A 25680-nucleotide genomic window follows, 5' to 3' on the forward strand; every position below is an offset into this window, starting at 1 on the left:
ACCTCAAATAACGGTATTTCAGTTACGGCTTGACACAAATTTGACACAGTCAATTTGGGAGTACCCTAAATCACTTACAACTGATGTGACGAGTTGTTGAAACAACATGCAGATATAAAAATTCTGCGCATCAATATTTGGAACGATTAATTCCTTAACCTGACAGCGTTTTTTGCAAGGTTCTAAGCGCCGCACTAATTTGCTGGTATTTGTTCTAATTCTTGGTAAGTTCTTTTGATGTGTGCGCTTCTTTCATCAAGGACAGTAATGCCTTATTTACAGCTTCATCGCTTGGAAATGCCTTAGCTACTTCCGGATCAAGTAGAATTATATTATGTGCTTCAGCATATTCCATGGCATACTTGCCACGAATGCCTTTCCCTAGATCTTCTCGTTTATATTCAGATCTCAATTCATCTTTTATATTAGCCTTCTTCATAAATTTTTTTCTCTTGCTTAGTAATTAGACATGCACTGATAATTTGCATCGTTGTATCTAGTTCAGATTGAGCGCAATTGACGGTCGCATAGGTACTTAACTTGCTGTGACACAATGAGTAAAAAGTAGAATTAGAATAGCAAGTTCAGTTCCTAAAATCAAAAAGTGAAAGTTAATTCTTTTGAATGAGGAAGTTCTCAGAATGTTTTTATCTTATTTCAGTTTATGATCCGGATACCTCGACATACTGGAAAACTGGAACATCCCCAGAATCTGCTTCCGGCATTTGCGCCTTTCTTGGCTATTCGTTTTACCATCGACTGTCCACATTTTGGGCAATCCGGTACAGTCGTTGATATTTCAGTTTCAGGCAAAGTTTTCAAAGAAGCCATCAGTTTATTAGCAGTCTGGTTCGAGTTATCCTTGGTGATTTTTTCAATCATAGCTGTAAGCCTGACACCATCAATTAAATCGATATTTTGCCCTTTAGCGAAAGATTGTGCTTCAGCTGTAAAAATACCGGACGTTACCACAAATCCGCCCGTAGCGCCTTTTGTTACCATTACTCCGAGCAGTTCGCGCACGACGTTAACTGAAACTTTATACGCACGCCACTGCTTACATTGTATGAGAAACAATTCATTGTCTTTTTTAAGTATTAAATCGATGCCGCCGTCTGCACCGCCGCCGCCTGTTTCAACAACCGAATAACTTTGCATTCGAAAAATCTCACCAACAAGCAACTCAAAATCTTTCCAATCCATTTCGCGAAGCATATTGCCGGAAGTATCATGAGTAACCGTTTTGACAAGGTCTTTTCGCTTGCTTCGCCCGAAGAAAGATGCCAGGGCGCCGATAAAAAACAGGGCTGGCAGAATATATTGCCCGTAGTAGGCGAGATTTTTTCCTGCCTGATCAATAATCATATGACCCACTTGTCCAAGCGCAACATTGGTCTTAGGCGCGTCAAGTGAGGCATAATGGTGCAGAGCAACATAAGCGGTAGCTGCAAGAGTTATGCCTATCCACCAGGGCAATGCTGCAGTTATGGTTAATATATCGTCGACAAGGCCGGTTTTTCTTCTTCCCATAATTTTATCTATTCTGTTGTGTTGGAATCATTAATCGAGTTATTTGAAGAATTAATCTCAGTGATTAATTGAATTCGTCTGGTTTTTCCAGACTCATTGTGAGATTGATGAAGATTGATATCCCGTAATCGATAAAATGTCCGGAACCTTCCATTCGGTAATGGTTCGTCGAAAATTTCAAAATATTCGGACGCCATCAGTAGCTTCTTGAAAGAGCGATATCCATACCTTGTTTTCATATTGGCAACATCATCAGGAGCATTTTTATGCGCCAGTCTTCCGGCATAAGCCAGACAGACCCAACCATCAGCACCGGCATTTCTGCTTGCGATATCGCAAAATAAATTAACCAATGGACTTATCTGTAACCACATCAACTCGAATTGCTGACTCAACTCCTTTGAAGCCCATAAGTTGGCATGCATTTGCATTGCCCGCTTGAAATTTTCATAGACTGATTTCAAATGTTCCCAAACAGGCAGGATTCTTTCACGCTGCCCGTCAAGATAACTCATGGCCTCAATCAAATGTTCTTGAGAATCAGGACGCCAGTAAGGCAGAAAATTGTGAACCAGCTTATTGCGCTCCTCACGGACCATTTCATAGGATTGACATTGATGCTTATAAAAATCATTATCACCGATGGTTTTGAAACAAGAAGAAATCCAGGGTTTGTGCAAATCTGACGGCCCTTGCTGTTCTTCATCAGGATTCGATAAAATTTCATCCTTATACCGCTGAAAAAGCTGCCCCAGCATATCTTTCTGAATCCCATTGACACGATTTTCTTTGTTAATTGCCAGTTCATGGACATACCCCTGCACTCGAGAATTACCTAGAATTCTTTTCAGCATATATTCAATCTGCTGGAAAATCAGCAGATTCCTACCGATTTTTCGTAACACTTCAGCTTCCAGGTTTTGCGGTGCGGTTTGCTGATCTGAGTCCATTTGCCGGGAATTTCGTTGTTCTGACATCTCATTAATGACGGCATCTAACCTTTTGAAATTAGGTTTTACCTGGTTTACCAATTAAGGAATTTGATAAATAAAACAGCTTTCTTGAGTTAATAAAGAAACAAATACTCAGCCCTGTGTCGTTTCGTGTTCTACAGATCATTCTGAACCGGATATAATTGTTAAATTTATCGATTGCTGATCAATGGTTCGGTCAAGCATACAAAAGGATTCAAGATCACGAATGAGTCACGATAGATACATCATGTCTTTTACAACCGGTGGGCTATTTCACCGCGAATCAGCGAAGCTGGCCGGGTTGTATCTTGAATTCAGAGACTGGATCGCGGTACGAAATAAAGTAATTGATGAAAACCTTTTACAAGCCAGAACACTAAATACCCAGAAGCGGATATGCCGCGAGGTTATCGCGCGCTTAAAAGCATTCAGCATTGAAGAATTGAGGTTTTTGATCGATGCCAGTCGTCAAGAGCAGAGCTATCTGCTTTGGATCGCTGCATGTCGTCGATACAAGTTTATTGCAGATTTTGCAGTAGAAGTCCTTCGAGAACGCTTTATCACTTTAAAAACTGATCTGAACCACGAAGATTTTGATGCCTTTCTAAACAGAAAATCAGAATGGCACACGGAGCTTGATGTGATTCGCCCAACAACAAGAAATAAATTGCGGCAGGTTTTGTTCAAAATGCTACACGAAGCTGGCCTGCTAACAGCGAACAACATGATAAATACCACCATACTCACTCCAAAGTTAATTGACTTGGTAGTTCGCACTAACCGCCGGGATCTACTCTACTTCCCAATATTTGAATCAGACTTAAAGAGAATAGCGCAGTGAAATCGGATATCGCCAGAATGCCAATACAAGACAGATTTCAGCATCTCTTTGCCGTAATCTCGGGCCAACGTTTTCTCAACAAACAAGGTCTCGGTAACGAAATTCCATTCTTCATTTGTCCTTTCAAACCGGAAGAAGCTGTTGAAATGGAGCGACTCCAGCGTCAACTGATCAATCGTCTAGGACAAGCTGGCATCAGGATTCTGGAAATCAATCTGTATGACCTTGCTATAGAAATTCTCAAGGAACGTGATATCTGGAATCAGATTCTTGAGATGGAGGAATCGGTTTCCAAGGAACAGCTTAAAGAACTGCTGCAAGGCGTACTGGACCCTGAAGCGCATCTTGTTCCAGCCATCGCGATCAAGCTGGATAGCACGGATTTCGAGGTTCTTTTTCTGTCCGGCGTAGGCGAGGTGTTCCCCTATATCCGTTCACACAATGTTTTGAATAATTTGCAAAGTACGGCAAAGGAAAAACCGACTGTCATGTTTTTTCCGGGAGCTTACACCCACTCTCAGGAAGCAGGTGCGTCGCTCGATCTATTCGGAAGACTGCATGACGACAAGTATTACCGGGCATTCAATATTTTTCACTGCGAAGCATAAACAAGGAGAGATGATGACGCTTAAGACCATCTTTAACAAGCCAGTTGACCGCCCGATTGAAGGTGTCATTAAAGCTGACGATGAAGCCAGCCTTCGCCTCGAGATTGAAGAATACGTACTGACCAACGAAGTGGAGAAGCGGCTTGAATCTTTCCTGGATGCCTACAACAACTACGAAGGAGCCAATGGTGTCTGGGTTTCCGGCTTCTTTGGGTCAGGCAAATCCCATCTGCTGAAAATGTTGGCGCTGTTACTTGAAAACCGCCAAATAGACGGAGCCTCGGCTCTTGACCTGTTCCTGCCCAAATGTGGTGATAACGAAATCCTGCGTGGTGATCTCAAGAGAGCGGTTTCTATCCCGTCGAAAAGCATCCTGTTCAACATTGACCAGAAAGCGGATGTGATCAGCAAAACCCAGATCGATGCACTCCTCGCTGTCTTCGTCAAAGTTTTCGATGAAATGTGTGGATACTACGGCAAGCAGGGGCACCTCGCCCAGTTTGAGCGCGATCTCGACAATCGTGGCCACTATGAACAGTTTAAATCGGCGTATGAGTCTACAGCTGGCAAAACCTGGCAGAAAGGGCGCGAACAGGCGCTGCTCGAAGCAAAAAACATTGCCAAAGCCTATGCCCAGGCAACCGGTGGTGACGAAGCATCCGCCATGGGTATACTCGACAAATACCGCAATCAATACCGTGTCTCCATCGAAGATTTTGCCGAACAGATTCATGCATATATCGAGCGGCAATCCACCGATTTCCGTTTGAATTTCTTTGTCGATGAAGTGGGTCAGTACATCGCTGAAAACATCAAACTAATGACCAACCTCCAAACCATCGCCGAAAGTCTGGCCACCAAATGCCGGGGGCGCGCATGGATCATCGTAACCGCCCAGGAAGACATGGTATCGGTTGTTGGCGAGATGGGCAGACAGCAAGGCAACGATTTCTCAAAAATTCAGGCACGGTTTGCCAATCGCATGAAGCTGACCAGCGCCGACGTGGCTGAAGTTATCCAGAAACGTCTGCTCATGAAAACCGAAGAAGGCGCTCAATGGCTTTCAGACATTTATCATGCACAGTTTAATAATTTTAAGACCCTGTTTGATTTTGCCGACGGCTCGCAAACCTACCGGAATTTTCAGGACCGGGAACATTTTATTCACAGTTACCCGTTCATTCCGTATCAGTTTGCACTGTTTCAATCGGCCATTCAAAATCTGTCGCAGCATAATGCTTTTGAGGGCAAACACAGCTCGGTGGGTGAACGCTCCATGCTTGGTGTATTTCAACAGGTGGCGATCCAGATCGGAGAGCACGACATTGGTCAGCTAGCAACTTTTGATCTGATGTTTGAAGGCATTCGCACTGCGCTGAAATCAAATATCCAGAGAGTCATCATCCAGGCAGAAAACCATCTTGATGGTCCCTTTGCAATCCAGCTGTTGAAGACGCTATTCCTGGTCAAATACGTCAAGGAATTCAAACCAACCGTCCGGAATCTTTGTATCCTGATGCTGAATGGTTTCAATCAGGAATTGCCCGCACTGAAAAAACAGATTGAAGAAGCCCTCAATCTTCTGGAACAGCAAACCTATGTGCAGCGCAATGGAGAACTCTATGAATACCTCACCGACGAAGAAAAAGACGTCGAACAGGAAATCAAGAATACTGAGATAGAATCATCAGATGTTGCCGCCGAGCTTGAAAATATTGTCTTCGACCACGTTATCAAGCATCGGAAGATTCGTTACGATGAGAACGGGCAGGATTATCCGTTCTCCAGAAAACTCGATGACCGTTTGTACGGACGGGAGTATGAATTGGCCATCCATGTTGTCAGTCCCTTCCATGAGCACGCTGAAAACGAGCAGATGCTGCGCACAAATTCGACCTACAAAGCTGATGAATTATTTGTAATTCTACCTGCTGACGAACGATTGATGCGCGACCTGTTAATGTACAAGCGGACCGAGAAATACATTCGACAGAACATCTCGATGACACAACAGGAAGCGGTGAAACGCATTCTGTCAGATAAAGGCTCTCAGAACCGGGAGCGGTATGACGAACTACAGCAGCGTGTCCAGAATCTGATGGGCAAGGCCAGGTTATTCGTAGCAGGAACCGACTTCGAAATCGGCTCGGGAGATGCACAGAATAGAGCGGTACACGGATTTCACGATCTCATCTCGCGCGCTTATCCTAATCTTCGCATGCTGCGTGGCATCACCTATACCGAAAATGATATCGCCCAGCGCCTTCAACAATCACAGCAAGGATTATTTGGCAACGACGCCACCACACTGGCCGAGTCCGAGCAGGAGCTGTTGGCGTTCATTCAGAGCAATAACCGGGGTGGCGTGCGTACTACGCTGAAGAATTTGCTGGAAAAATTCGAACGCAAACCCTATGGATGGTATTACGCCGCCGTGCTTTGCACGTTGGCCAACCTGTGTGCCCGAGGAAAAATCGAAGTTCGTGTTGATGGAAACTTGCTGGAAGAAAATGAACTGGAACGGATGCTGCGCAACACGCATGGCCACGGCAATGTGGTGCTGGAACCCCAGGTAGAATTTACCGCATCGCAGGTTCGCTTCCTCAAAGAATTTTACGAGGATTTCTTCGACGCTCCCCCCAGTGCTGGTGAAGCCAAAGCACTCTGCAAGGAAACCGGCGTTGCGTTTCAGGAACTGACACACCAACTCACGTTGCTGGTTGCTCAGGCATCTCAATATCCCTTCCTGAATGCGCTGACACCGGCAATCAAGAAACTGAAGGAATTTTCAGGCAAGCCTTACACCTGGTATATGACCGAGCTTGGTAACCAGGAAGATGAACTGCTTAAAATCAAGGAAAGCGTTATAGACCCTGTCCGCAAGTTTATGAGTGGTCCGCAAAAAGATATTTATGCCCAAGCCAGGGATTTCATGCGCATCCAGGAACCCAATTTCTCGTATGTCAATGATGAAGCAGTTAACAAAGTAAAACATGCACTTGAAGATCCCACTTGTTACAAGGGTAACCGTATCCAGCAATTAAAAACTGACTTTGATGCGTTGAAAAAGGAAGTGGATGACAAGGTTAAAAGTGTTCGCGAGTCGGCGGAAAATACCCTGGAAGCCATGAAGTCACGAATGCAAAGCATGGATGAATACAAAAAATTGCCTGATGAAAGAACCGCCGAACTTTTAAAGCCCTATCAGGATTTAATGGATCATAATCATCGTCAAATCCTGATCGCGGTAATCAATGATCATATGAGTATCTTCGAGGATCAGGGTTATAGGATACTTTTGACGAGAATGGTGGAGCTGGCAACACCCAAACCTATTGTTGATTATAAAAATATTGATCAACCGGGTAACGGCCATAAAGAAAATGCGCAAGTGAATGAAGCACCTCCTCCTGAATATATTTCAGTCAGGAAAATCAATGTTGCTTTCAGCAAAGCCTGGCTGAATGACGAGGTCGATGTCGAACGTTACCTGGAGACCATGCGCGAAGCGCTGCTGGAAGAGATTCGGAAAGGTAAAAGGGTTCAGGTCTAATGGAAACCGCTAAACTGAAAAAATTCGCCCAGTTTGCCCGGCGTAGTCTGCTGGAGCAGGTCTCGGCCAAGCTGGAACTGGTGCTGGTCGAGAGCAGTGCTGCCCGGCGTGAAAGCGTTGAGGCAATCAGGAAGCTCGAAGAGGCCATCAAGAATCACGGCAAGGAACAAGTCATCGAACGAGTGGCGTACATCTGGTTCAACCGCTTTTGTGCGTTGCGCTTCATGGACGTAAACCGCCACACACGCATCGGTGTAGTCTCACCCGCCGAGGGGCAGTTTCAGCCCGAAATTCTGATGGATGCCAAAATGGGGCATATTGACGAAGAGATGGTTGGTGACAAGATCCGGCAACAAATCTTTGCCCTGCTCGACGGCAAAGCGCCCAGCCGCGACTCGCAAGGCGAAGCCTACCGCTTGTTAGTGGTGGCCGCCTGCAACTATTGGCACAAGGCGATGCCGTTTCTGTTCGAACGCATCGATGACTACACCGAACTGCTGATGCCCGACGACCTGCTCTCGGGTAATTCCATCCTGGCCTACACACGCGAAGCGATGACGCCGGATGTTTGTCAAGATGTTGAAGTAATCGGCTGGCTCTACCAGTTTTACATTTCAGAGAAAAAAGACGAGGTGTTCGACGGCCTGAAGAAAAACAAGAAAATCACGCCCGAAAACATCCCGGCCGCCACCCAGTTGTTTACCCCACACTGGATTGTGCGTTACCTGGTGGAAAACTCCCTCGGCCGTCTGTGGCTGCTCAATCGCCCACAATCAAAGTTAGCTGAGCAGATGGATTATTACATCAAACCCGAGCAACCTGAGACAGATTTCCTGCGCATCAACAAACCGGAAGAGATCAAGATTTGCGACCCGGCCTGCGGTTCTGGTCACATGCTCACCTATGCCTTCGACCTGCTCTATGCCATCTATGAGGAGGAGGGCTATGAGCCCGCCGAGATCCCTTCGATGATCCTCACCCACAACCTCTACGGTATCGAGATCGACGAGCGTGCCGGTGAACTGGCTGCCTTCGCACTGACCATGAAGGCCCGGGCAAAGCAACGTCGCTTCTTCACCAAGGGCGTCAAACCGAACATCTGCGTACTGGAAAATATCCAGTTCGATGAAGGTGAAATTGAAGAGTACATGGACTTTATCGGGCGCGACCTGTTCACTGTGCCACTGCAAACCACCCTGAGCCAGTTCGAAGAAGCCGACAACTTTGGCTCGCTGATCCGCCCTGATGTCATCGACGTGGACAATATGTTTAAGATTCTGGAATCGAAAAACGTTTCAGGCCACCTGTTCTTAAGCCTGACCCACCAGAAGGTGCTGCAAGCTCTGCGGCAGGCTGATTACTTGAGCCCGAATTACCATGTGGTGATTGCCAATCCGCCGTATATGGGTGCTAGTAATGCGAATAATCGCCTGAAATCCTGGCTTTCAAGTAACTATCAGGAAGAAAAAAACGACTTATTCGCTGCATTTATTGATCGAAACCTTTCGCTTTCTCTGGCCAAGGGTTCCGTCGCAATGATTACCATGCAAAATTGGATGTTCATTTCCAGATATGAAGGCTTCAGGTCGAAACTTCTTTCTCGGGGAACAGTTCTGTCCATGGCACATCTTGGAGAACGTGCTTTCGATTCGATTGGCGGGGAAGTTGTGTCGACCACGGCATTTGTGATTTCGATGCAACCGAACCAAGATTTTCCTGGGATTTATGTACGGCTAACTGAAGGCAGATCAGAAAAGGAAAAGTCAGAACTTTTAACAAATGCAGCAAACAATCCAGCGTGTGGTTATATGTTTAAAACAAGGATTGTTGATTTTCATAAAATACCTGGAGACCCTTTAGCTTACTGGGTACCTAATTCCTTAAGAGATATTTTTGCAAGTCACCCATCATTTGACAGCGTACTTGAGGCCCGTGAGGGTTTGACCACAGGAAAAAATGACGATTACGTCAGGTTTTCATTTGAGGTCTCTACCTCCAAAGTGTACCGACATGCTGCAGATCGCCAGGAAGCGGTTGAATCTCAGTGCAAGTGGTTCTCGTATAACAAGGGGGGCGAGAAAAGGAAATGGTATGGGAATGATGACTTCATCCTGTACTGGGAAAATGATGGCGAGATGTTACAAACCCGAAAACACCCTTCAGGTGATCGCATCTGGGCTCATAACTTTAATCTCGACTTTATATTTCGGCCTTCAATTTCGTGGTCCGACATAACAACAAAAGGGTTATCCGCGAGACTTTTCCCAGAAGGATATCTATTTGATGCAACTGGTCTGAGCGCATTTAATCGGAAAGCCGATGATTGGAGGCCCTATGTGGCAGCCATTTGCAACTCAAAAGTAGGCACATTTGTTTCCACGCTTTTAAATCCTACATTACATTTCAAGTCTGGTGATTTTTCCGAAATGCCACTCGTGCATATGGAGCGTGATCTTGTTGAGAAGCAAGTGGGCATTGCTATAAAGCTAAGCACAACAGATTGGCACTTTTATGAAACCTCTTGGGATTTTACCAGCCTGCCACTTCTGAGTCCTGACTACCTTCAGCCAAGCCTGATGGCTACCTACCAGAAGCTCCGCGCCCACTGGCGGGAGATGACGCTGGAGATGCAGCGGTTGGAGCAAGAAAACAACCGCATCTTTATCGAGGCCTACGGTCTGCAGGATGAACTGACGCCCGAGGTGCTGCTCAACGAAATTACCCTGACCTGTAATCCTCACTACCGCTACGGAAACGACAAGAGCGAGGAAGAGCTGGAGGCGCTGCTGCTGGCCGATACCATGCGCGAGCTGGTCTCCTACGCCGTGGGCTGCATGTTCGGCCGCTATGCGCTGGACAAACCGGGGCTGATCCTGGCCAACCAGGGCGAGACCATCGAGGATTATCTTGAGCGGGTTCCGGAGCCAAGTTTTCCGGCCGATGGCGACAACGCCATCCCCATGCTCGATGGCGACTGGTTCACCGACGATATCGCTGAGCGTTTTCGTAAGTTTCTGCGTGTAGCCTTTGGCGATGAACACTACGAGGAAAACCTCCGGTTCATTGAGGCGGCGCTGGGCAAGAATGGCAAGGCCCGTGGCATCCGTGATTACTTCCTCAAGGATTTCTACAGCGACCATGTGAAGCGCTACAAGAAGCGCCCCATCTACTGGCTGTTCTCCAGCTCCAAGGGCAGCTTTAACGCACTGATCTACATGCACCGTTACCGCCCGGATACGGTCAGCGTGGTGCTCAACGACTACCTGCGCGAGTTCCGCACCAAGCTCACTGCCCATAAAAATCATCTGGAGGCCGTCAGCATCAGCGCCAGCAGCAGCCCAGCCGAGAAGACCAAAGCCTTGAAGGAGATCGAGAAGATCTCCAAGATGATTGCCGAGATGGACGAGTACGAACGCGAAGTGCTTTACCCGCTGGCCACCGAACAGGTAACAATCGACCTCGACGATGGCGTGAAGGTCAACTACCCCAAATTTGGTGCGTCTTTGAAGAAGATTCCGGGTTTGGATGCAAAAAATGAGGAGTAAGTAAACCTATGAATGACCATAAAACCGATATGAGTGAAGAAGTTGAAGGGCTTGATGTGGATGAAGACGCATCCTTTGGAGACTATCCGATTGATACTGTACTTATTCGCAATGAGAATAGGACAGTTCATGATGTGCTGCGAAGAATAGAAAAAGGCACATTTATCATGGACCCAGATTTTCAGCGGGACTTTATCTGGGAAGAAAATAAGCAGAGTAAATTGATAGAATCAGTCCTGATGAGAATTCCCTTGCCAGTATTTTACCTGGCGGAAAATCCTCAGGGACAGATGATAGTCGTTGATGGTCTGCAGCGGCTTTCAACTTTCCAGCGTTTTGTTAATAATGAGTTGCGCCTCAAACTCAAACACCAACCAGAACTTGATAATAAGCGATTTAGCGAACTTTCACCGAAACTTCAAAATCGTCTTGAAGACTGTAATTTAATCCTTTATGTCATTGACGCAAAAGTTCCAGCACAAGCCCTGCTGGATATTTTTGAGCGTGTAAATAGTGGCCTGGCTCTTACACGTCAGCAGATGAGAAATTGTCTATTTACTGGTCAAGCGACCAGATTCCTGAAAGTAGAGGCAAACACACTCCTGTTTAAACAGGCAACTGGTGGAAGCCTGAATCCTCAAACGATGAGAGATAGAGAACTAATCAATCGATTTTGTGCATTTCAGATATTAGGTATCGATAAATATAAAGGCGACATGGATGATTATCTTGCCAAAGCCCTTGAGAACATGAACAAAATGGAGGTGGATGAGCTTGAAAAACTTTCTGCCATGTTTAGGACAAGTCTAAGTAATAACATCAAACTTTTTGGTAATCACGCATTTAGAAAACATGTGCGTGGACAAGATAATCGCAGTGTAATAAATGCATCTCTCTGGGATGTGATGTCAACCGGATTATCCCATTATCCTGAACATCTGGTTGAAGCGCGTCTTGAAAAACTAAAAACCACTTTTTATGAGCTATTTAGTACATATGGCTTTAATGATTCGATTACCTTGGGAACAAATCAGGTCACTCGTGTCAAATATCGTTTCTTGAAAACTAAAGAAATTTTAAAGGAGGTATTTGGTGATTACGCAAATTGATCTCCGTTATTTCAAGTGTTTCGAACTTCTAAAGCTTCCTCTTACTAACCTGACGTTATTGTCCGGATCGAATGCCTCTGGTAAATCTTCAATTCTTCAGGCATTGGTATTGTTACATCAAACTATTAGAGAACACGAATGGTCTACGCGACTGATGTTAAATGGTGATACCCTGAAATTGGGAACTGTTTTAGATGTAATTGATAAAGTCCATGGTCGGCATGAATTAGAGATTGCTCTTACAACTGATGAACATCATTACCACTGGGGATTCTCGGGTGAACGCACAGAGATGTCTCTCGCTATCGATCGTGTGGAAATAGATGGAGTAGTCAGCAATACTCCAGAGAAATTGCGGTATTTACTGCCCCATGATCAAGATTCTAACTCTAACGAGATAATTCGTTGCTTGCAAACACTTACCTACATTACTGCTGAGCGCATTGGACCTCGGGAATTCTATTCTCTTGAAGATAAGCAGAATACCTTAGTAGTTGGTTCTGCAGGTGAGCATGCTATTAGCTTGCTGCATTTAGGTAGGGATGAACTCGTCATAGAGGAACTGAGGTTGTCAGGCGCACCACCAACACGTTTGCGCCAAGTTGAAGCCAGAATGCAGGAATTTTTTCCAGGTTGTGGTCTGATTGTCGAACAGATTCCTCGAATGAATGCAGTTACACTTGGGCTTAGGACATCAGAAGATACTGATTTTCATCGCCCTGTTCATGTCGGTTTTGGATTGACACAGGTTTTGCCTATTGTCATTGCTGCACTTTCGACAGCAAAAGGAAACTTGCTTTTAATTGAAAATCCTGAAGTACATCTCCATCCTGCCGGGCAAGCACTAATGGGAGAATTTTTGGCTCATGTAGCCCAAGCAGGAATACAAATAATAATTGAAACTCATAGCGATCATGTTCTTAACGGTATTCGTCGCGCGGTACGAGCCCAAAGACTTATACCAGAACAAGTTACCTTGCATTTCTTCAGACCAAGAAGTGAAAACGAAGCCCAAGTAATGACTCCACAGCTTGATTCTTCAGGACATATTGATGTGTGGCCTGAAGGTTTCTTTGATCAGTTTGACAAAGATTTGAATCACTTTGCAGGATGGGAGAGTTGAACGATATGGAATTGATGATAAATGAACTCTCTTGCAATGGACAATTTCCTGATTTTAAGGCATTCAGCGAAGCGATTGATCGGTTGATGCTTATGAGAAGTATATGCCGAAAATTTGGTCGAGAATTATACTGCCATCGGAACTTGACTCATGTTCAGGTAACCAGGGAATTAAACATGCACCAAGTTGTTCAGTGTTTTGATGTGGATAAAAGAAGGGCACTGATGCAATGGTTCACAAGGCAAGGTCCATTTTGGGAAGATATACGCGAGCATGACTCGGATGATTATATAGAATGCCAAGATGAAATCGTCACTGATACTGCAATTGGTGAAGTGGCCTTTCGCTGTTTTAAAGGTAATGATTCTCAAGTTGTAAGTTTGACACCATCAAATTGGGAATACTCGCCTCTACAAATTTACTGGAAACGTACGAGCGAAGAAAGCCTGGAAATAGATGTGCTTAATCATTTCGACACTGGATCACTAGAGAAAAATCTACGTTCTTCAACTGGACTAATTGAATCATGGAGTCAACTGACATCTATATGTAAAAGCCGATTCGTTGCAATCACATTTTCAACAGACGCCTTTGATCCGTTATTTGGTTATCCATTTTCACATGGAGTAGCACAACGCATAATAGAGCGGTTAGAAGTGCTTGAAAAATTAATAAACTTTGTTGATCCATTAGGCAATAGAACACCAGAGGGTCATAGACTTTATCAGGAACATTTTACAGGCGACAAAGCTTGGTTTTCAGACTCGTCAGATAAAGAAAAACGAGATTTTGAAAAAGAGTTGACTTTTAAACACCCTGGGAAAGATGGAAGTTCACTTTTCTGCACTATGCACGGCAAGATTAAAACCCCACAAATCCGCATCCATTTCACCCTACCTAGTCAGACAGATCCAGAGCTATATGTTGTTTACATCGGTCCCAAAATAACAAAGCGATAGTTTATGTATGACCGCATAGCACAGGCCCTAACCAAACTCTTTGACCGGCACCGGATCGTCTTCTGGTACGATGCCAAGCAGGAATTGCGCGACGACTACGAAGCATTGTCTTTACCCGGTGTCGAGAAACTGGAACTGACTAACAACGAATACGGTATCAAATACAAAATTCTGCGCGAACAGCCGGAACAGAAATTCCTGCTCTACCGAGAAGGTCCTCAGCCTGTCGATCTGGATAACTGGCTGCTGGATGTGCAATTGGCCCATGGCGAGTTCCGTACCGATCAGGTGGCTATCTGGTTGTCCGAACTTGAGCTTGGCCTTGAATTTGCGGATATGGTGCAGGCCCATGTGGAATTCTTCCAGGCGATCAAACGCAAGGATGCTCTTAGAAAGCTGTTGAAACAGGATGACACTGCAGGACAGATTCGTCTGAAAATGCTGGCGGTATGCACAGGCAGCGAACCGCGCATGGATGCGGTGGTGGAAAACCTGCTGCAGGAATTGGCCGACGGCCGGGACGAGAAGATCAAACTGGTCGACCGATGTAACCTGGGCAGCTTTCTCTGGGAACAGATGACCCGCCTTTATGGTTACAATTCCGGAGAACCGGGCATCCGTGATTTTGCTATCGAGTTGTTCAAGTCTTGCTACGCCATGGGCACCGACGGCCAGGTGAGTCTGACTGGTGATGCGCTGGTGTTTCTCAAGCGCTGGAAGGACAGCCGCCAGTTTGAAGACGGCTTTGAAACGCTCTCGGGTGAATGCGCCGATGTTCTGGGCATCGAACAGGATCTGGCCAAGCGGGATTTCCGTGAGTTGATTGAGATGGATTACTTCCGCTTGATCGACCAAAAGATCATCAGCGACCTGGTGCGGGCTGTGGCATCACGCACGGTGTCCAGTGGTGACGTGGCGGTCTGGGTTCGCCAGCGGCGGCAAGGTCATTGGTATCGCGAATACCGTCATCTCTACGAGGCGGTCGATTATGCGGCTCAGTTCACCCATGCCCTTGGTGAAGCCAAGCTGACCATGGACAGCCTGGCTGAAGGTGTGCAGCGCTACAGTCGTTTCTGGTATCAGCTCGATCAGCTTTACCGAAAATTCACCTACCACATGCGACTATCCGGCCAGGCATCGTTGATGGGCAGCCTGACTGATCAGATCGAAAACCTTTATTCCAATAACTACCTGCTGAAGCTCGGCGACCGTTTCCAAACCTTTGTAGATACGACACCCAAATGGGAAGCTTTCCCGGTACGTAAACAGAAGGATTTTTTCGAACATTGGGTGAGGCCATTCCTGCGCAAGGATAACAAGGTTTGCGTGATTATCTCCGATGCCATGCGCTATGAAATCGGTGATGAGTTGTTGAGTCTCATCCGCCAGGAAGACCGTTACAGCGCCGAACTGGAACCGGCGCTTTCTATGTTGCCCAGCTACACCCAGCTCGGCATGGCGGCACTATTGCCCAATAAAGAATTGTCGATTGCCGATAATGAAACCGGCACCGTGCTGGTGGATGGACAAAGCTCCCAGGGCACGGCAAATCGCACAAAAATTCTGCAAACAGCGCTGAATGGAAGGGGGCAAACGATTAAAGCAGAAGAATTCATGCAGCTTAATCGTGATGAAAGGCGAGATCTTCTAAAAGCGAATGACGTGCTGTATGTATATCACAATCGCATTGATCATACCGGGGATAAAATGCACTCAGAAGGTCAAACTTTTGAAGCGGCAGATCAAACATTGAACGATATTGTCTTGCTGATAAAAAAACTTACAGCAGCTAATGCCAGCAACATTTTGGTTACTGCTGACCACGGGTTTATCTATCAAGATAACGAACTGGATGAAAGTGACTTTCTGAGTGTGGATGCTAAAGGTGATAAGGTGCTTTATCGGGATCGGCGATTTGTTTTGGGAAAAAATCTGGCAGAATCAAATAGCCTGCACAAATTTACATCCGAACAGCTCGACCTTGCCGGTGAGGTTGAAGTACAAATTCCCAAGTCGATCAACCGACTGCGCCTGAAGGGCTCCGGTAGTCGATTTGTGCATGGTGGTGCATCGTTGCAGGAGGTGGTGATCCCGGTGCTCAAGATCAACAAGAAGCGCCAAAGCGATGTGACAGTTGTTGAGGTGGACATCCTGCGTGGATCCAGTTCAGTAATTACCTCAGGACAGCTGGCAGTGACGATGTATCAGGCAGAGCCGGTCACGGACAAGACCCAGCCACGTGTATTGCGGGCTGGCATTTACACTGAGGCAGGTGATTTGATATCCGATAGCCACGATTTGACTTTTGACCTGGGTTCGGACAATCCCCGGGAGCGGGAGCTGCAGGTACGTTTTGTATTGACTCGCAAAGCTGACGAGGCTAACGGTCAGGAAGTCATTCTACGGCTGGAGGAAAAGCACGCTGGAACTTCACATTACAAGGAATACAAGTCACTCCGGTACTTGATGCGGCGCTCATTTACCAGCGACTTTGATTTTTAAAGAGCAGGCAACTGATGAACGAACTTGACCAAAAAATTAACTTGCATTTCCCGGGACTTGTTGTCCGTAAAGATCTCGTCAAGACGGTCAAGGGCAACGCCATCGTTCCTTCCTACGTGCTGGAATATCTGCTGGGACAGTATTGCGCAACCAACGATGAAGTCACTATTCAGACAGGAATAGAAACTGTTAAAGAAATACTGGCTAAACATTATGTGCATCGAAATGAAGCGGGACTCATACGGTCTAATATCCGGGAAAAAGGACGCTATAAAGTCATAGACAAGATTAGTGTTGATTTAAATGCGAATAATGACACTTATGAAGCCCGATTTGCCAATCTTGGTATAAAAGAAGTGCTTGTCGATTCAGGTACAATAAAAAAACACCCCAAACTGCTGGTCAGCGGTGTGTGGTGCATTGCAGACATCGAATACGAATTCACCGAAGACAGAAACGCCAGCCCTTGGGTCTTGTCGACACTCAAACCGATCCAGCTGTCTCAATTTGATTTTGACGGTTATGTTGAGGCCCGCAAGCAATTCACGACCGACGAGTGGATTGACCTGCTTGTTCAAAGCATTGGTTTCAATCCAGAGATGTTCGGCAAGCGCAGCAAACTGATTCAACTGATCCGTCTGATTCCGTTTTGCGAGCGCAATTACAATCTGATCGAGCTTGGCCCCAAGGGAACCGGAAAATCTCATATCTACTCGGAGTTCTCGCCTCACGGCATTCTGATCTCCGGCGGCGAGGTCACGGTTCCCAAGCTGTTCGTGAGTAATTCTTCTGGAAAAATCGGTTTGGTTGGTTACTGGGATTGTGTTGCTTTTGACGAGTTTGCCGGAAAGCAGAAACGTGTGGACAAGGCGTTGGTCGACATCATGAAGAACTACATGGCCAACAAATCTTTCTCGCGAGGTGTCGAGACCTTGGGCGCGGAGGCTTCTATGGTTTTCGTGGGCAATACACAGCATACCGTGCCTTACATGCTTAAGCACTCTGATCTGTTTTGCGAGTTGCCCGATAAGTTTTACGATTCCGCGTTTCTTGACCGCATCCATTTCTATATCCCGGGTTGGGAAGTCGACATCATCCGAGGCGAGATGTTTTCCAACGGTTACGGTTTCGTAGTGGACTACCTGGCCGAGGTGCTTCGTTCGTTGCGCAATCATGATTATTCGGATCGCTACAAGGAGCATTTCACGCTCTCTTCCGACATCTCGACTCGGGACCGCGACGGGATCAATAAAACTTTCTCTGGTCTGATGAAAATCCTGTTTCCACATGGTGGCGCAACCAGGGAAGAAATTGAAGAACTGCTGAAGTTTGCGATTGAAGGCCGCAAGCGCGTCAAAGACCAGTTGATGCGAATTGATTCCACCTACGGCAATGTTCGTTTTGACTATCTTGACGCGGATGGACAGGCCAAACCTGTCACCACGCTCGAAGAGGAAGAATATCCCAGTTACTACCATAAAACCATCGCCGAAGGTGACGACGGAAAAATTGCAAAAGATGCGCAACCAGGCTCGCCCCAGGCTCCGGCCGAACCACTGGCAACGACCAAGCCCGTCCTTGAGGAAAAACACCTTACATTCCAGGAGAACCAAAAGGGCCTCTCATTCGATACGCTGCTTGGTCCTTATATCAAAGGTGCAACCACAATCACGATTACTGATCCTTATATTCGTCAATTTCACCAGATACGCAATTTCATGGAATTCCTGGAAACGGTGGTCAAATACAAAGCTCCAGATGAAGAAATTTCCGTGCATCTAGTAACAATGGAAGATGAATTCAGGAGTGATCAGCAAAAAGACAACTTCGAGAAGATGAAGGAGTCAGCCAGCTCGGTGGGTGTGAACTTCACCTGGAAGTTTGACAGCACTGGCACTATCCACGCTCGCCATATCGTGACTGACCACGGCTGGAAAATTTCCCTGGATCGCGGCCTCGACATCTTCCAGCACTACGAGATGAATGATGCTTTTACCTTTGCCAATCGATTGCAACAATATCGGCCTTGCAAGGCGTTTGAGGTGACGTTTATTAAAACCGGGGCGAGCACGGTTTCACTAGATGGAGGAGTTCACGGATGATTCGTGCTGAATATTTTCGTTTTCTTCAAACGCTCAATGCCCAGAGTGTTCCTGCTGACGTAAGGAAAATTGCCAATTTGGTATTACAGCATTTGGGTACATTGATTCCGCTTTCAACTGCGCAGGGACAACGAATCAAAAAGATAGTAAAGTTGGCTCAGGAAAACTGGAGTTCTGTCGGCACAGATATTGATCCTCCATCGGAGCAGGTTACCGAACAGACCTGTCCAATCATCCAGTTGAAAAGTATTTCAGTTGGACCCTTTCGTGGATTTGCAAAACAGGAAGATTTAGATCTGGATAGTAAATTGGTGTTGATATACGGCCCCAATGGAACTGGGAAATCCAGTTTTTGTGAAGCTTTGGAGTATGGCTTACTTGGAAATGTCGCTGAAGCGGAAAGCAAACGATTTCGTAACCAGCAGGATTACCTGAAAAATGCCTACACCGAAGGTTTCACGCCGCCAACACTTGTTGGGATCGATAACCAAGGAAACGACATTTTGATAACCCGAAATGAGCTACTGTACCGGTTTTGTTTTGTCGAGAAGAACCGGATCGACAATTTCTCCCGTATTGCTGCCCAGGCACCGGCCAAGCAGGCGGAGTTGATTTCCACGTTGTTTGGTCTCGACGCCTTCACAGAGTTTGTTCGCAACTTTTCGGATACGATGGACGGTAGATACATCGATCTTGAGGGAGTGAAGACAAAGGAGTTGGGAAAAAAGCGGGAGGTGCTGGCCGGGTACCAGCAGCAACTGAAAACCACAATCCCCGAAGAAATTCAGAATATTGAAAAAGACGAAAGGGATCTGGTGCAGGAGTATCGTGAAGGCTGCTCATTCTCTCAAATGATTACTGAGCTTAATGGCACCGAAGAACAGATCGGAATGATCAAACAACTTGAGAATGAAGTCCAAAAGCAACTGCCTTCCAAGAACAATGTAACCAGTTACAGTTTAGATACCCTGAAACAGTCTATAGAAACAAATATTAACCAACTTGAGAGCAAACAGGACGCGCTTTCAAGAGCCAGTCATCAGGTTTCATTTAAGCAACTTTATGATGCTGTGACACAGCTAAAGGAAAGTAGTCCTGAAAGCTGCCCTGCCTGTCAGACGCCACTTTCGCAAGCGAAAGTGAACCCTTTCGATTACGCTGACGCTGAGCTGAAAAAACTTGAACATTTAAGCCGCTTGCAGGATGAGTTGCAGACGCTGAAGCGGGATATTGTCACATCTCTGAACAGCTTGTCTGTAATGATTAACGTCTGCTGTTCCCATTACCCAGAAAACAATCCGCTCACTGCTATTCAAATTACAGATGGAAAGGCGATCACCATTGATTGGTGGCATTCCCTTCTTCAGAATCCCGGCGCTGAACTTACCCCGCTGCTGCATCTTGAGAACCAAGTTAAACAGCTTGAAGAGTTAGACAAGGCAATTGATACAGATGCGGCCGAACGAATTGAGAAACAGGCCAAACTTACTCGGCTTCGTGAATTGACTGAGCGAATTGTAAAACTTCAAACGCGCAGCGAAACGGCAAACACAACAAAGAATAAAGCGGAAGAGGCAATTGCCAAATTTGATGCGGAGAATACACAGCTTATTGAAAATTCAGAAGCAGAGAAAACGGTTGTTGTTCAAAACCAAGCCATTGCAGATGCGTACGCTATCTTTGTCCAGAAACTAAATGCATATATAAATGGCCTCCCTGCGACGTTGGTAGCAGACTTAGGCGAAACTGTTGTGCAACTCTACAACGCCTTCAACCGTAATGACTCTGAACATGAGCAGTTGGCAAGCATTCGCTTTCCGTTGAACCAAAACCAACGTCTTCAAATTACATTCAAAAAGAACCCGGGTAGGTATTTTGACGCATTGCATATATTGAGTGAAGGCCACATCCGATGCGTTGGTCTCGCAATACTGACAGCCAAAAACCTCAAAGAAAATTGCCCTCTCCTTATTTTTGATGATCCAGTAAACGCGATTGATGATGATCACCGCGAATCAATTAGGAAAACGTTGTTTGAAGACAGCTTTTTCAATAACAAGCAAATAATCTTAGCCTGCCATGGCGAAGAGTTTTTTAAAGATATTCAAAATCTATTATCTGTGGAGAAGGCGAGCCAGTCTAAGACAGTTTCCTTTTTGCCGAAAACTGGTGATATCCATATACTTGTTGATCTCAATTGTTCATCGCGAAATTATATAATCGCTGCTAGTTCTCATTATGACAGGAACGAAATCCGAGGCGCGCTAGTTAAATCAAGACAGGCTCTTGAATCCCTCACTAAGGGAAAAGTGTGGCGCTATGTAAATAGATATGGTGATGGGAACCTTAGCATTAAACTACGTTCTGCAACCGCACCTATCGAACTCCGTAATCTAACAGAGCAATTAAAAGCAAAAATCAACAAAGCTGACTTTTCTGACGGAAACAAGACTGATGTTTTAACTCCCATCGAATCCCTGCTCAGTGTAAGAGGTGATTCAAGAGAATGGAGGTACCTCAACAAAGGAGTTCACGAAGAAACAGATCGAGCAGAATTTGACCGACAAACGGTGAATCAAATCATTACGGGATTGAAAGGGCTAGACGCCGCACTGAAGGTGCAGGAGGCGCAATGAAGCTCCTCCACACATCCGACTGGCACATTGGACGCACTCTTTATGGCAGAAAACGCTACGAGGAGTGCGAGGCTTTTCTGACTTGGCTGACTGAGACGATTAAGCAGAATGAAATTGATGCGCTGCTGGTGGCGGGTGATGTATTTGACACCAGCGCTCCGAGCAATCGTGCCCAAGAGCTCTATTACCGTTTCCTGTGCCGAATGGCCACCTCATCCTGTCGGCATGTCATCGTCGTTGCGGGTAACCACGATTCGCCGTCCTTCCTCAATGCACCCAAGGAGTTGCTCAAGGCTCTTGATGTTCATGTGATCGGTAATAGCACGGAATTCCCGGAAGACGAAGTACTGGTACTCCGTAATGCGCAGGATATACCGGAATTGATTGTTTGCGCGGTGCTCTACCTTCGTGACAGGGACATCCGCGTGGTGGAGGCGGGTGAAAGTGTTGAAGACAAGGAAAGAAAGCTAATTGACGGTATCCGCACTCATTACGCCACTGTCGCCGCCTTGGCCGAACAGAAACGTGATGAACTCGGGGTCGATATTCCCATTATTGACACCCCAGGATTTCCTTGTGCCCCGCTATGTTAACGCCAAGTACGGTATATACCGCTTTGCCAACATAACGACTGTCTTCCTTCACTTTGTAGTGTATGGCATCCAGCCAAACAAATGGATAATGACTGTCCAATGACCGCTGCTGCCAGTCCCTGAGCTCCGGAATCAGTTTGTCAGTTATCGCACTGATCGTCGCCGCAGAAACATCAATACCGTATAATTCAGCAATATGCGCCGTTATATCTGCATAGCTGGAACCGAGTGCAAATAGCGAAAGTATCTTTCGCTCTATTTCGTCGGTAAGATGGGTCTGATGCTTCTTGACTAACTGCGGCTCAAATGTGCCATTGCGATCTCGTGGCGTATCCAACTGGAAACTACCAGAAGTCGATTTCACAGTCTTTGGCGTCGATCCATTCTTCCGGTTCTGCTCATCCCCGGATCCAATATGCTGCTCAAGTTCTGCCGCCAATGCCGCTTCTGTAAGTTGTTTGATCAGCGGTGTTAAAATACCGTTCTGACCACTTAAGTCATGCCCGGCTTTCAATGCCTCCACGGCTTTTTCAAAATCAAATTGCGGTGTAGTCTTGCTCATGCGTTACTCCTGTAAAATTTAATAGTAAAGGAATGACACAGAATTTCTAATACTCCCAATTCGAGGATCGGTTGAGTAAATATGTTTAACCCGGGCAGTTACGCAGTTTAATTTACAGTCTCAAGTACATTTTGATTTGTATCTGAAATTGCATCAGTTTAGTTGTAGTAGTTCAAATCAAATCTTTAGCATTTTTTTCTTCTGTAACGCATCAGCTTGTGTCAAATGTGTTTTCTCCCCATCATATTCAACAACTACATCATTCCCTGCAACAGGCTTGCCATCTATTGCACTTAATTGATGCACTATAAAACCCTTGCCCGTTTGCTGATAAAAAACTTCGTTTTCCTTATCAATGTATAAGATCTTGCCCTCATACTGTTTTTTATCTTCGGGTTTCTGCGCCAGGTAAATATTGTAGATACCAGGCTTAATACCTTCTTCTGCTTTTTTGATGGTGCCTGTTGTCTCCCATTCATTATTGACCATGGCCTGAATGATTTTTTGCCCGTTCATTACAACAATGCGCAGTTTCTGGGTCGTCATTTTTGTTTGTGTTTTAGTAAATTGAAGATTGACATTTGATGCACATGGATCAGTTTTATGAAACTACTTCATGATTGGCGAGCGCATCAAGGACTTTGAGCAAATCAAAATTTGTCGATCTTTCTGTACCATATAAAAAAGCAATCAGTTGTAAGGCACCGCTGCCTTTGGCAGAGAAGCGCCCATCCTGTAATGCGTTAATGGTATATTGAACAATATTCGAGCAGTTTCTGCCTTCCTCAAAGTAGCTTTTGACCCTGGTTGTCAGTATTTTCCTGTCGCCACTCGATAAGTCACGCATAATGTCTTGTGGCTTGCGCTTGTCTTTTTTGAGCAGATGATAAATCGAGTCCAGTAATGAAACGGGTGCATTTTGTTTTTGTTCATGAAGAACGGAATCAGTGTCAGATTTATCTTGAGTATTGTGTGTTTCTTCTGTTTCGCTGTAACCCTGAATATTTTTCTGTTCCAGGAATTTGCTGAAGTGCTTTACATCCAGTCTTGATATCTCTTCCGGCGCACTGAGATTGAGCCATCCTGTAACTTCTTCTTTGTTGATTTTATAGATTCTAGTCAAATCATAAAGCGCTGTGACATCGGTGCAGCGACCAGACCGGTAAACTTCGTCTATCGGATCGGGTAGATCAAGTAATGTGGCATGTGTGGTGATATATGGATTGGTTTTGCCGATATGCCGTGCAATTTCAGACTTTGTTTTGCCGGCAGCCAGTTGCCGTCCGATAAAGTCTGCAATTTCTCTGGAAGTTAAATTGTCACGTTGCAGATTCTCAATCACCTGATCGGCTTCGCTGTAATCGGTATCAACGAATACCGGAATTTTTTTTAATCCGGCATTGATGCTCGCTCGATAACGTCTGGCACCATGATTGATGATATAGGTGCCCGGTTTATCCGGATTGGGGCGCACTGATATTGGTGATTTCACCCCGCGTAATTTAACGGTTTCGGTTAATTCCCGTAATGTCTCTTTATTAAACTCCTTTCTGGGTTGGTGAATATCCTCAATAATCAGGTTAATATCTATTTCAGTTGCACCTGCAGGCGCAGCAAGCCCTTTATGCGTTGCAGTCTTTTTTTCTGTCATCACTCTCTTTAGCCCTTGTCTGTCACACTCAATACGACGCAATAGCACTTAGACGGATTTTGTAATCGTGCGAAACTGATGAAGCGGCAGGCAGAAGCCACGGATAGCAGTCACAACCAATGTTCAGAAACCGCAATGTCAGGACGTATTTTTCTAAAGCCATGATGTTCACTCCGAAATTGATAAACATCATGGCTGGCATAAGAAACAAATTGGTCTAAAAAAGTATTTTCAACAATACCGCGAGTCAATACAAATTTGCATCGTATTGACTCATGACTGTTTTAAACCGATGTACTATGAATTACTATTATTGCTTTTTCCGTTTTATCTTTTGGTTCTATTGTGTATTATTTTGCTGAATGTCTGCGCCGACTTATCAGGTGGTGGCATGTGCTCATCCCTGATAACCTCATCATTTCATCATCAACCATCTAGATGCTGTTGATTTTCTTGGTTAAATAATATAAATCAATCATGTAATGCAACAATGTATCGATCATTTATTATTTAAATCGGTTGGCAATCACTCTTATAATACATATATATCGAATTCATATCTTGATCCTCCCGGCTTTTTTTAACAAATTCCTGTTTCTTATTTTTATAATCTTTCAAAGTGACTGAAGTCACTTTATATGTTCAACTTGAGTACGCTCAAATTATTATTTTGTTCGAGTAAAATAGCAGTAATAATACTGCAATTCAATAACAATTGTGAATTAAGCAGCTTAACCCCTGAAACTAACGATTAGTCTTTATGTACAACTTGATACTCATCACAAATATTTTACGTATCCTTGATGAAAAGGGCCTGACCAAGTCAGAGCTGGCTAAAAAAGCAGGCGTCTCCATTGCTTTCTTTACCGACCTGACTAACGATAAGGCCAATCCGTCACTCAGAATCATTGAGGCGATTGCCGAAGCATTGGAGACGCCGCTGCCGATGCTGCTCGACAGTTCGGATATGGCGTCAAGCGATCTTGAGGTGCTCGCCAAACGAAAGCCCGGTAAATTACCCAAGGGCTTTGTCTGGAAAGGCGGGGTATTGAGTGAGTACGAGGCTTATCAGGTTGAGCAATGGGACAAGAAGAACCGCGTATTCTTATCCAAAGATAACCGAAAAAATAAGAACAGAAATAAAAATTAAAAAATAACAAAAAAGTTTCAAAAAAGTATTGCACGAATTATAAATTCGTTATATCGTTACATTCATTCTGAACTGAATGGTGTAAACAAGCCCATGCAAGATATTGCAGTTGCTCCACTCACAGCCCCGGTCACGGCCGCGTCGACGGTCAGGGACCGCGCCAAAAGAAAGCTTGAACGCGATGCCCGCGATATCGTGTCTGCGTTGCAGGACCCTGAAACGGTTGAAGTCATGGTCAACGC

General features: G+C 45.4%; 17 protein-coding genes and 1 pseudogene. 12 read left to right on the forward strand and 6 right to left on the reverse strand.

Going from position 1 to position 25680, the window contains the following annotated elements:
- Window positions 1–214: 214 nt before the first annotated feature.
- From C8R11_RS08225 to C8R11_RS08235, 3 genes are all read right to left on the reverse strand, one after another.
- Complete coding sequence (locus C8R11_RS08225) at window positions 215–439, reverse strand: hypothetical protein (protein WP_107795282.1); 225 nt, start codon at window positions 437–439, stop codon at window positions 215–217.
- A 218-nt stretch (window positions 440–657) separates the two neighbouring features.
- Window positions 658–1530, reverse strand: coding sequence for a restriction endonuclease (locus C8R11_RS08230; RefSeq protein WP_107795283.1), 873 nt, complete (start codon window positions 1528–1530; stop codon window positions 658–660).
- An 8-nt stretch (window positions 1531–1538) separates the two neighbouring features.
- Window positions 1539–2507 (reverse strand): OST-HTH/LOTUS domain-containing protein, encoded by a 969-nt coding sequence (locus tag C8R11_RS08235; RefSeq protein ID WP_146159096.1) that lies wholly within the window; start codon window positions 2505–2507, stop codon window positions 1539–1541.
- A gap of 244 nt (window positions 2508–2751) precedes the next feature.
- Here C8R11_RS08235 and C8R11_RS08240 point away from each other — a divergent pair, with 244 nt between their 5' ends.
- The 11 genes from C8R11_RS08240 to sbcD are packed head-to-tail and all read left to right on the forward strand — an operon-like array spanning window position 2752 to window position 22075.
- Complete coding sequence (locus tag C8R11_RS08240) at window positions 2752–3345, forward strand: DUF1819 family protein (RefSeq protein WP_219908569.1); 594 nt, start codon at window positions 2752–2754, stop codon at window positions 3343–3345.
- Complete coding sequence (locus tag C8R11_RS08245; protein WP_219908570.1) at window positions 3342–3953, forward strand: DUF1788 domain-containing protein; 612 nt, start codon at window positions 3342–3344, stop codon at window positions 3951–3953. The genes C8R11_RS08240 and C8R11_RS08245 overlap by 4 nt, the downstream gene beginning before the upstream one ends.
- A 13-nt stretch (window positions 3954–3966) precedes the next feature.
- A complete protein-coding gene (brxC, locus tag C8R11_RS08250; RefSeq protein ID WP_181258202.1) occupies window positions 3967–7506 on the forward strand; it encodes a BREX system P-loop protein BrxC in 3540 nt (1179 codons plus the stop codon).
- Window positions 7506–11051, forward strand: a complete 3546-nt coding sequence (gene pglX / locus C8R11_RS08255; protein WP_107795287.1) for a BREX-1 system adenine-specific DNA-methyltransferase PglX — start codon at window positions 7506–7508, stop codon at window positions 11049–11051. Before brxC ends, pglX begins: the two co-directional genes overlap by 1 nt.
- Before the next feature lie 8 nt (window positions 11052–11059).
- On the forward strand, window positions 11060–12160 hold the full coding sequence (locus tag C8R11_RS08260; RefSeq protein WP_107795288.1) for a DUF262 domain-containing protein: 1101 nt from the start codon (window positions 11060–11062) through the stop codon (window positions 12158–12160).
- Window positions 12144–13283 carry an AAA family ATPase gene (locus C8R11_RS08265; RefSeq protein ID WP_181258203.1) on the forward strand — a complete coding sequence of 380 codons (1140 nt, stop codon included), beginning with the start codon at window positions 12144–12146 and terminating at the stop codon, window positions 13281–13283. The genes C8R11_RS08260 and C8R11_RS08265 overlap by 17 nt, the downstream gene beginning before the upstream one ends.
- 5 nt (window positions 13284–13288) lie before the next feature.
- A complete protein-coding gene (locus C8R11_RS08270; RefSeq protein WP_146159097.1) occupies window positions 13289–14242 on the forward strand; it encodes a hypothetical protein in 954 nt (317 codons plus the stop codon).
- A 3-nt stretch (window positions 14243–14245) separates the two neighbouring features.
- Window positions 14246–16744 carry a BREX-1 system phosphatase PglZ type A gene (pglZ, locus tag C8R11_RS08275; protein ID WP_107795291.1) on the forward strand — a complete coding sequence of 833 codons (2499 nt, stop codon included), beginning with the start codon at window positions 14246–14248 and terminating at the stop codon, window positions 16742–16744.
- Between the two features lie 14 nt (window positions 16745–16758).
- Window positions 16759–18846 (forward strand): BREX system Lon protease-like protein BrxL, encoded by a 2088-nt coding sequence (brxL, locus tag C8R11_RS08280; RefSeq protein ID WP_107795292.1) that lies wholly within the window; start codon window positions 16759–16761, stop codon window positions 18844–18846.
- A complete protein-coding gene (locus C8R11_RS08285; RefSeq protein ID WP_107795293.1) occupies window positions 18843–21482 on the forward strand; it encodes an AAA family ATPase in 2640 nt (879 codons plus the stop codon). The genes brxL and C8R11_RS08285 overlap by 4 nt, the downstream gene beginning before the upstream one ends.
- Window positions 21479–22075, forward strand: a complete 597-nt coding sequence (gene sbcD, locus C8R11_RS08290) for an exonuclease subunit SbcD (RefSeq protein WP_244907606.1) — start codon at window positions 21479–21481, stop codon at window positions 22073–22075. The genes C8R11_RS08285 and sbcD overlap by 4 nt, the downstream gene beginning before the upstream one ends.
- On the opposite strand, the pseudogene C8R11_RS08295 reads toward sbcD, so the two are convergent.
- The 3 genes and pseudogenes from C8R11_RS08295 to C8R11_RS08305 all read right to left on the reverse strand — a co-directional run.
- Window positions 22044–22637 (reverse strand): annotated as a pseudogene (locus C8R11_RS08295) (IS256 family transposase); the annotation flags it as partial. The gene sbcD and the pseudogene C8R11_RS08295 sit on opposite strands and share 32 nt — an antisense overlap.
- A gap of 177 nt (window positions 22638–22814) precedes the next feature.
- A complete protein-coding gene (locus tag C8R11_RS08300) occupies window positions 22815–23183 on the reverse strand; it encodes a KfrB domain-containing protein (RefSeq protein ID WP_107795295.1) in 369 nt (122 codons plus the stop codon).
- Between the two features lie 55 nt (window positions 23184–23238).
- Window positions 23239–24288 (reverse strand): ParB/RepB/Spo0J family partition protein, encoded by a 1050-nt coding sequence (locus C8R11_RS08305; protein ID WP_107795296.1) that lies wholly within the window; start codon window positions 24286–24288, stop codon window positions 23239–23241.
- A gap of 760 nt (window positions 24289–25048) precedes the next feature.
- Here C8R11_RS08305 and C8R11_RS08310 point away from each other — a divergent pair.
- Entirely contained in the window at window positions 25049–25438 is a 390-nt protein-coding gene (locus C8R11_RS08310; protein WP_107795297.1) for a helix-turn-helix domain-containing protein, read from the forward strand.
- Window positions 25439–25680 lie beyond the last annotated feature (242 nt).

This window comes from Nitrosomonas aestuarii, from assembly GCF_003046585.1.
In the GTDB taxonomy this organism is placed as follows: domain Bacteria; phylum Pseudomonadota; class Gammaproteobacteria; order Burkholderiales; family Nitrosomonadaceae; genus Nitrosomonas; species Nitrosomonas aestuarii.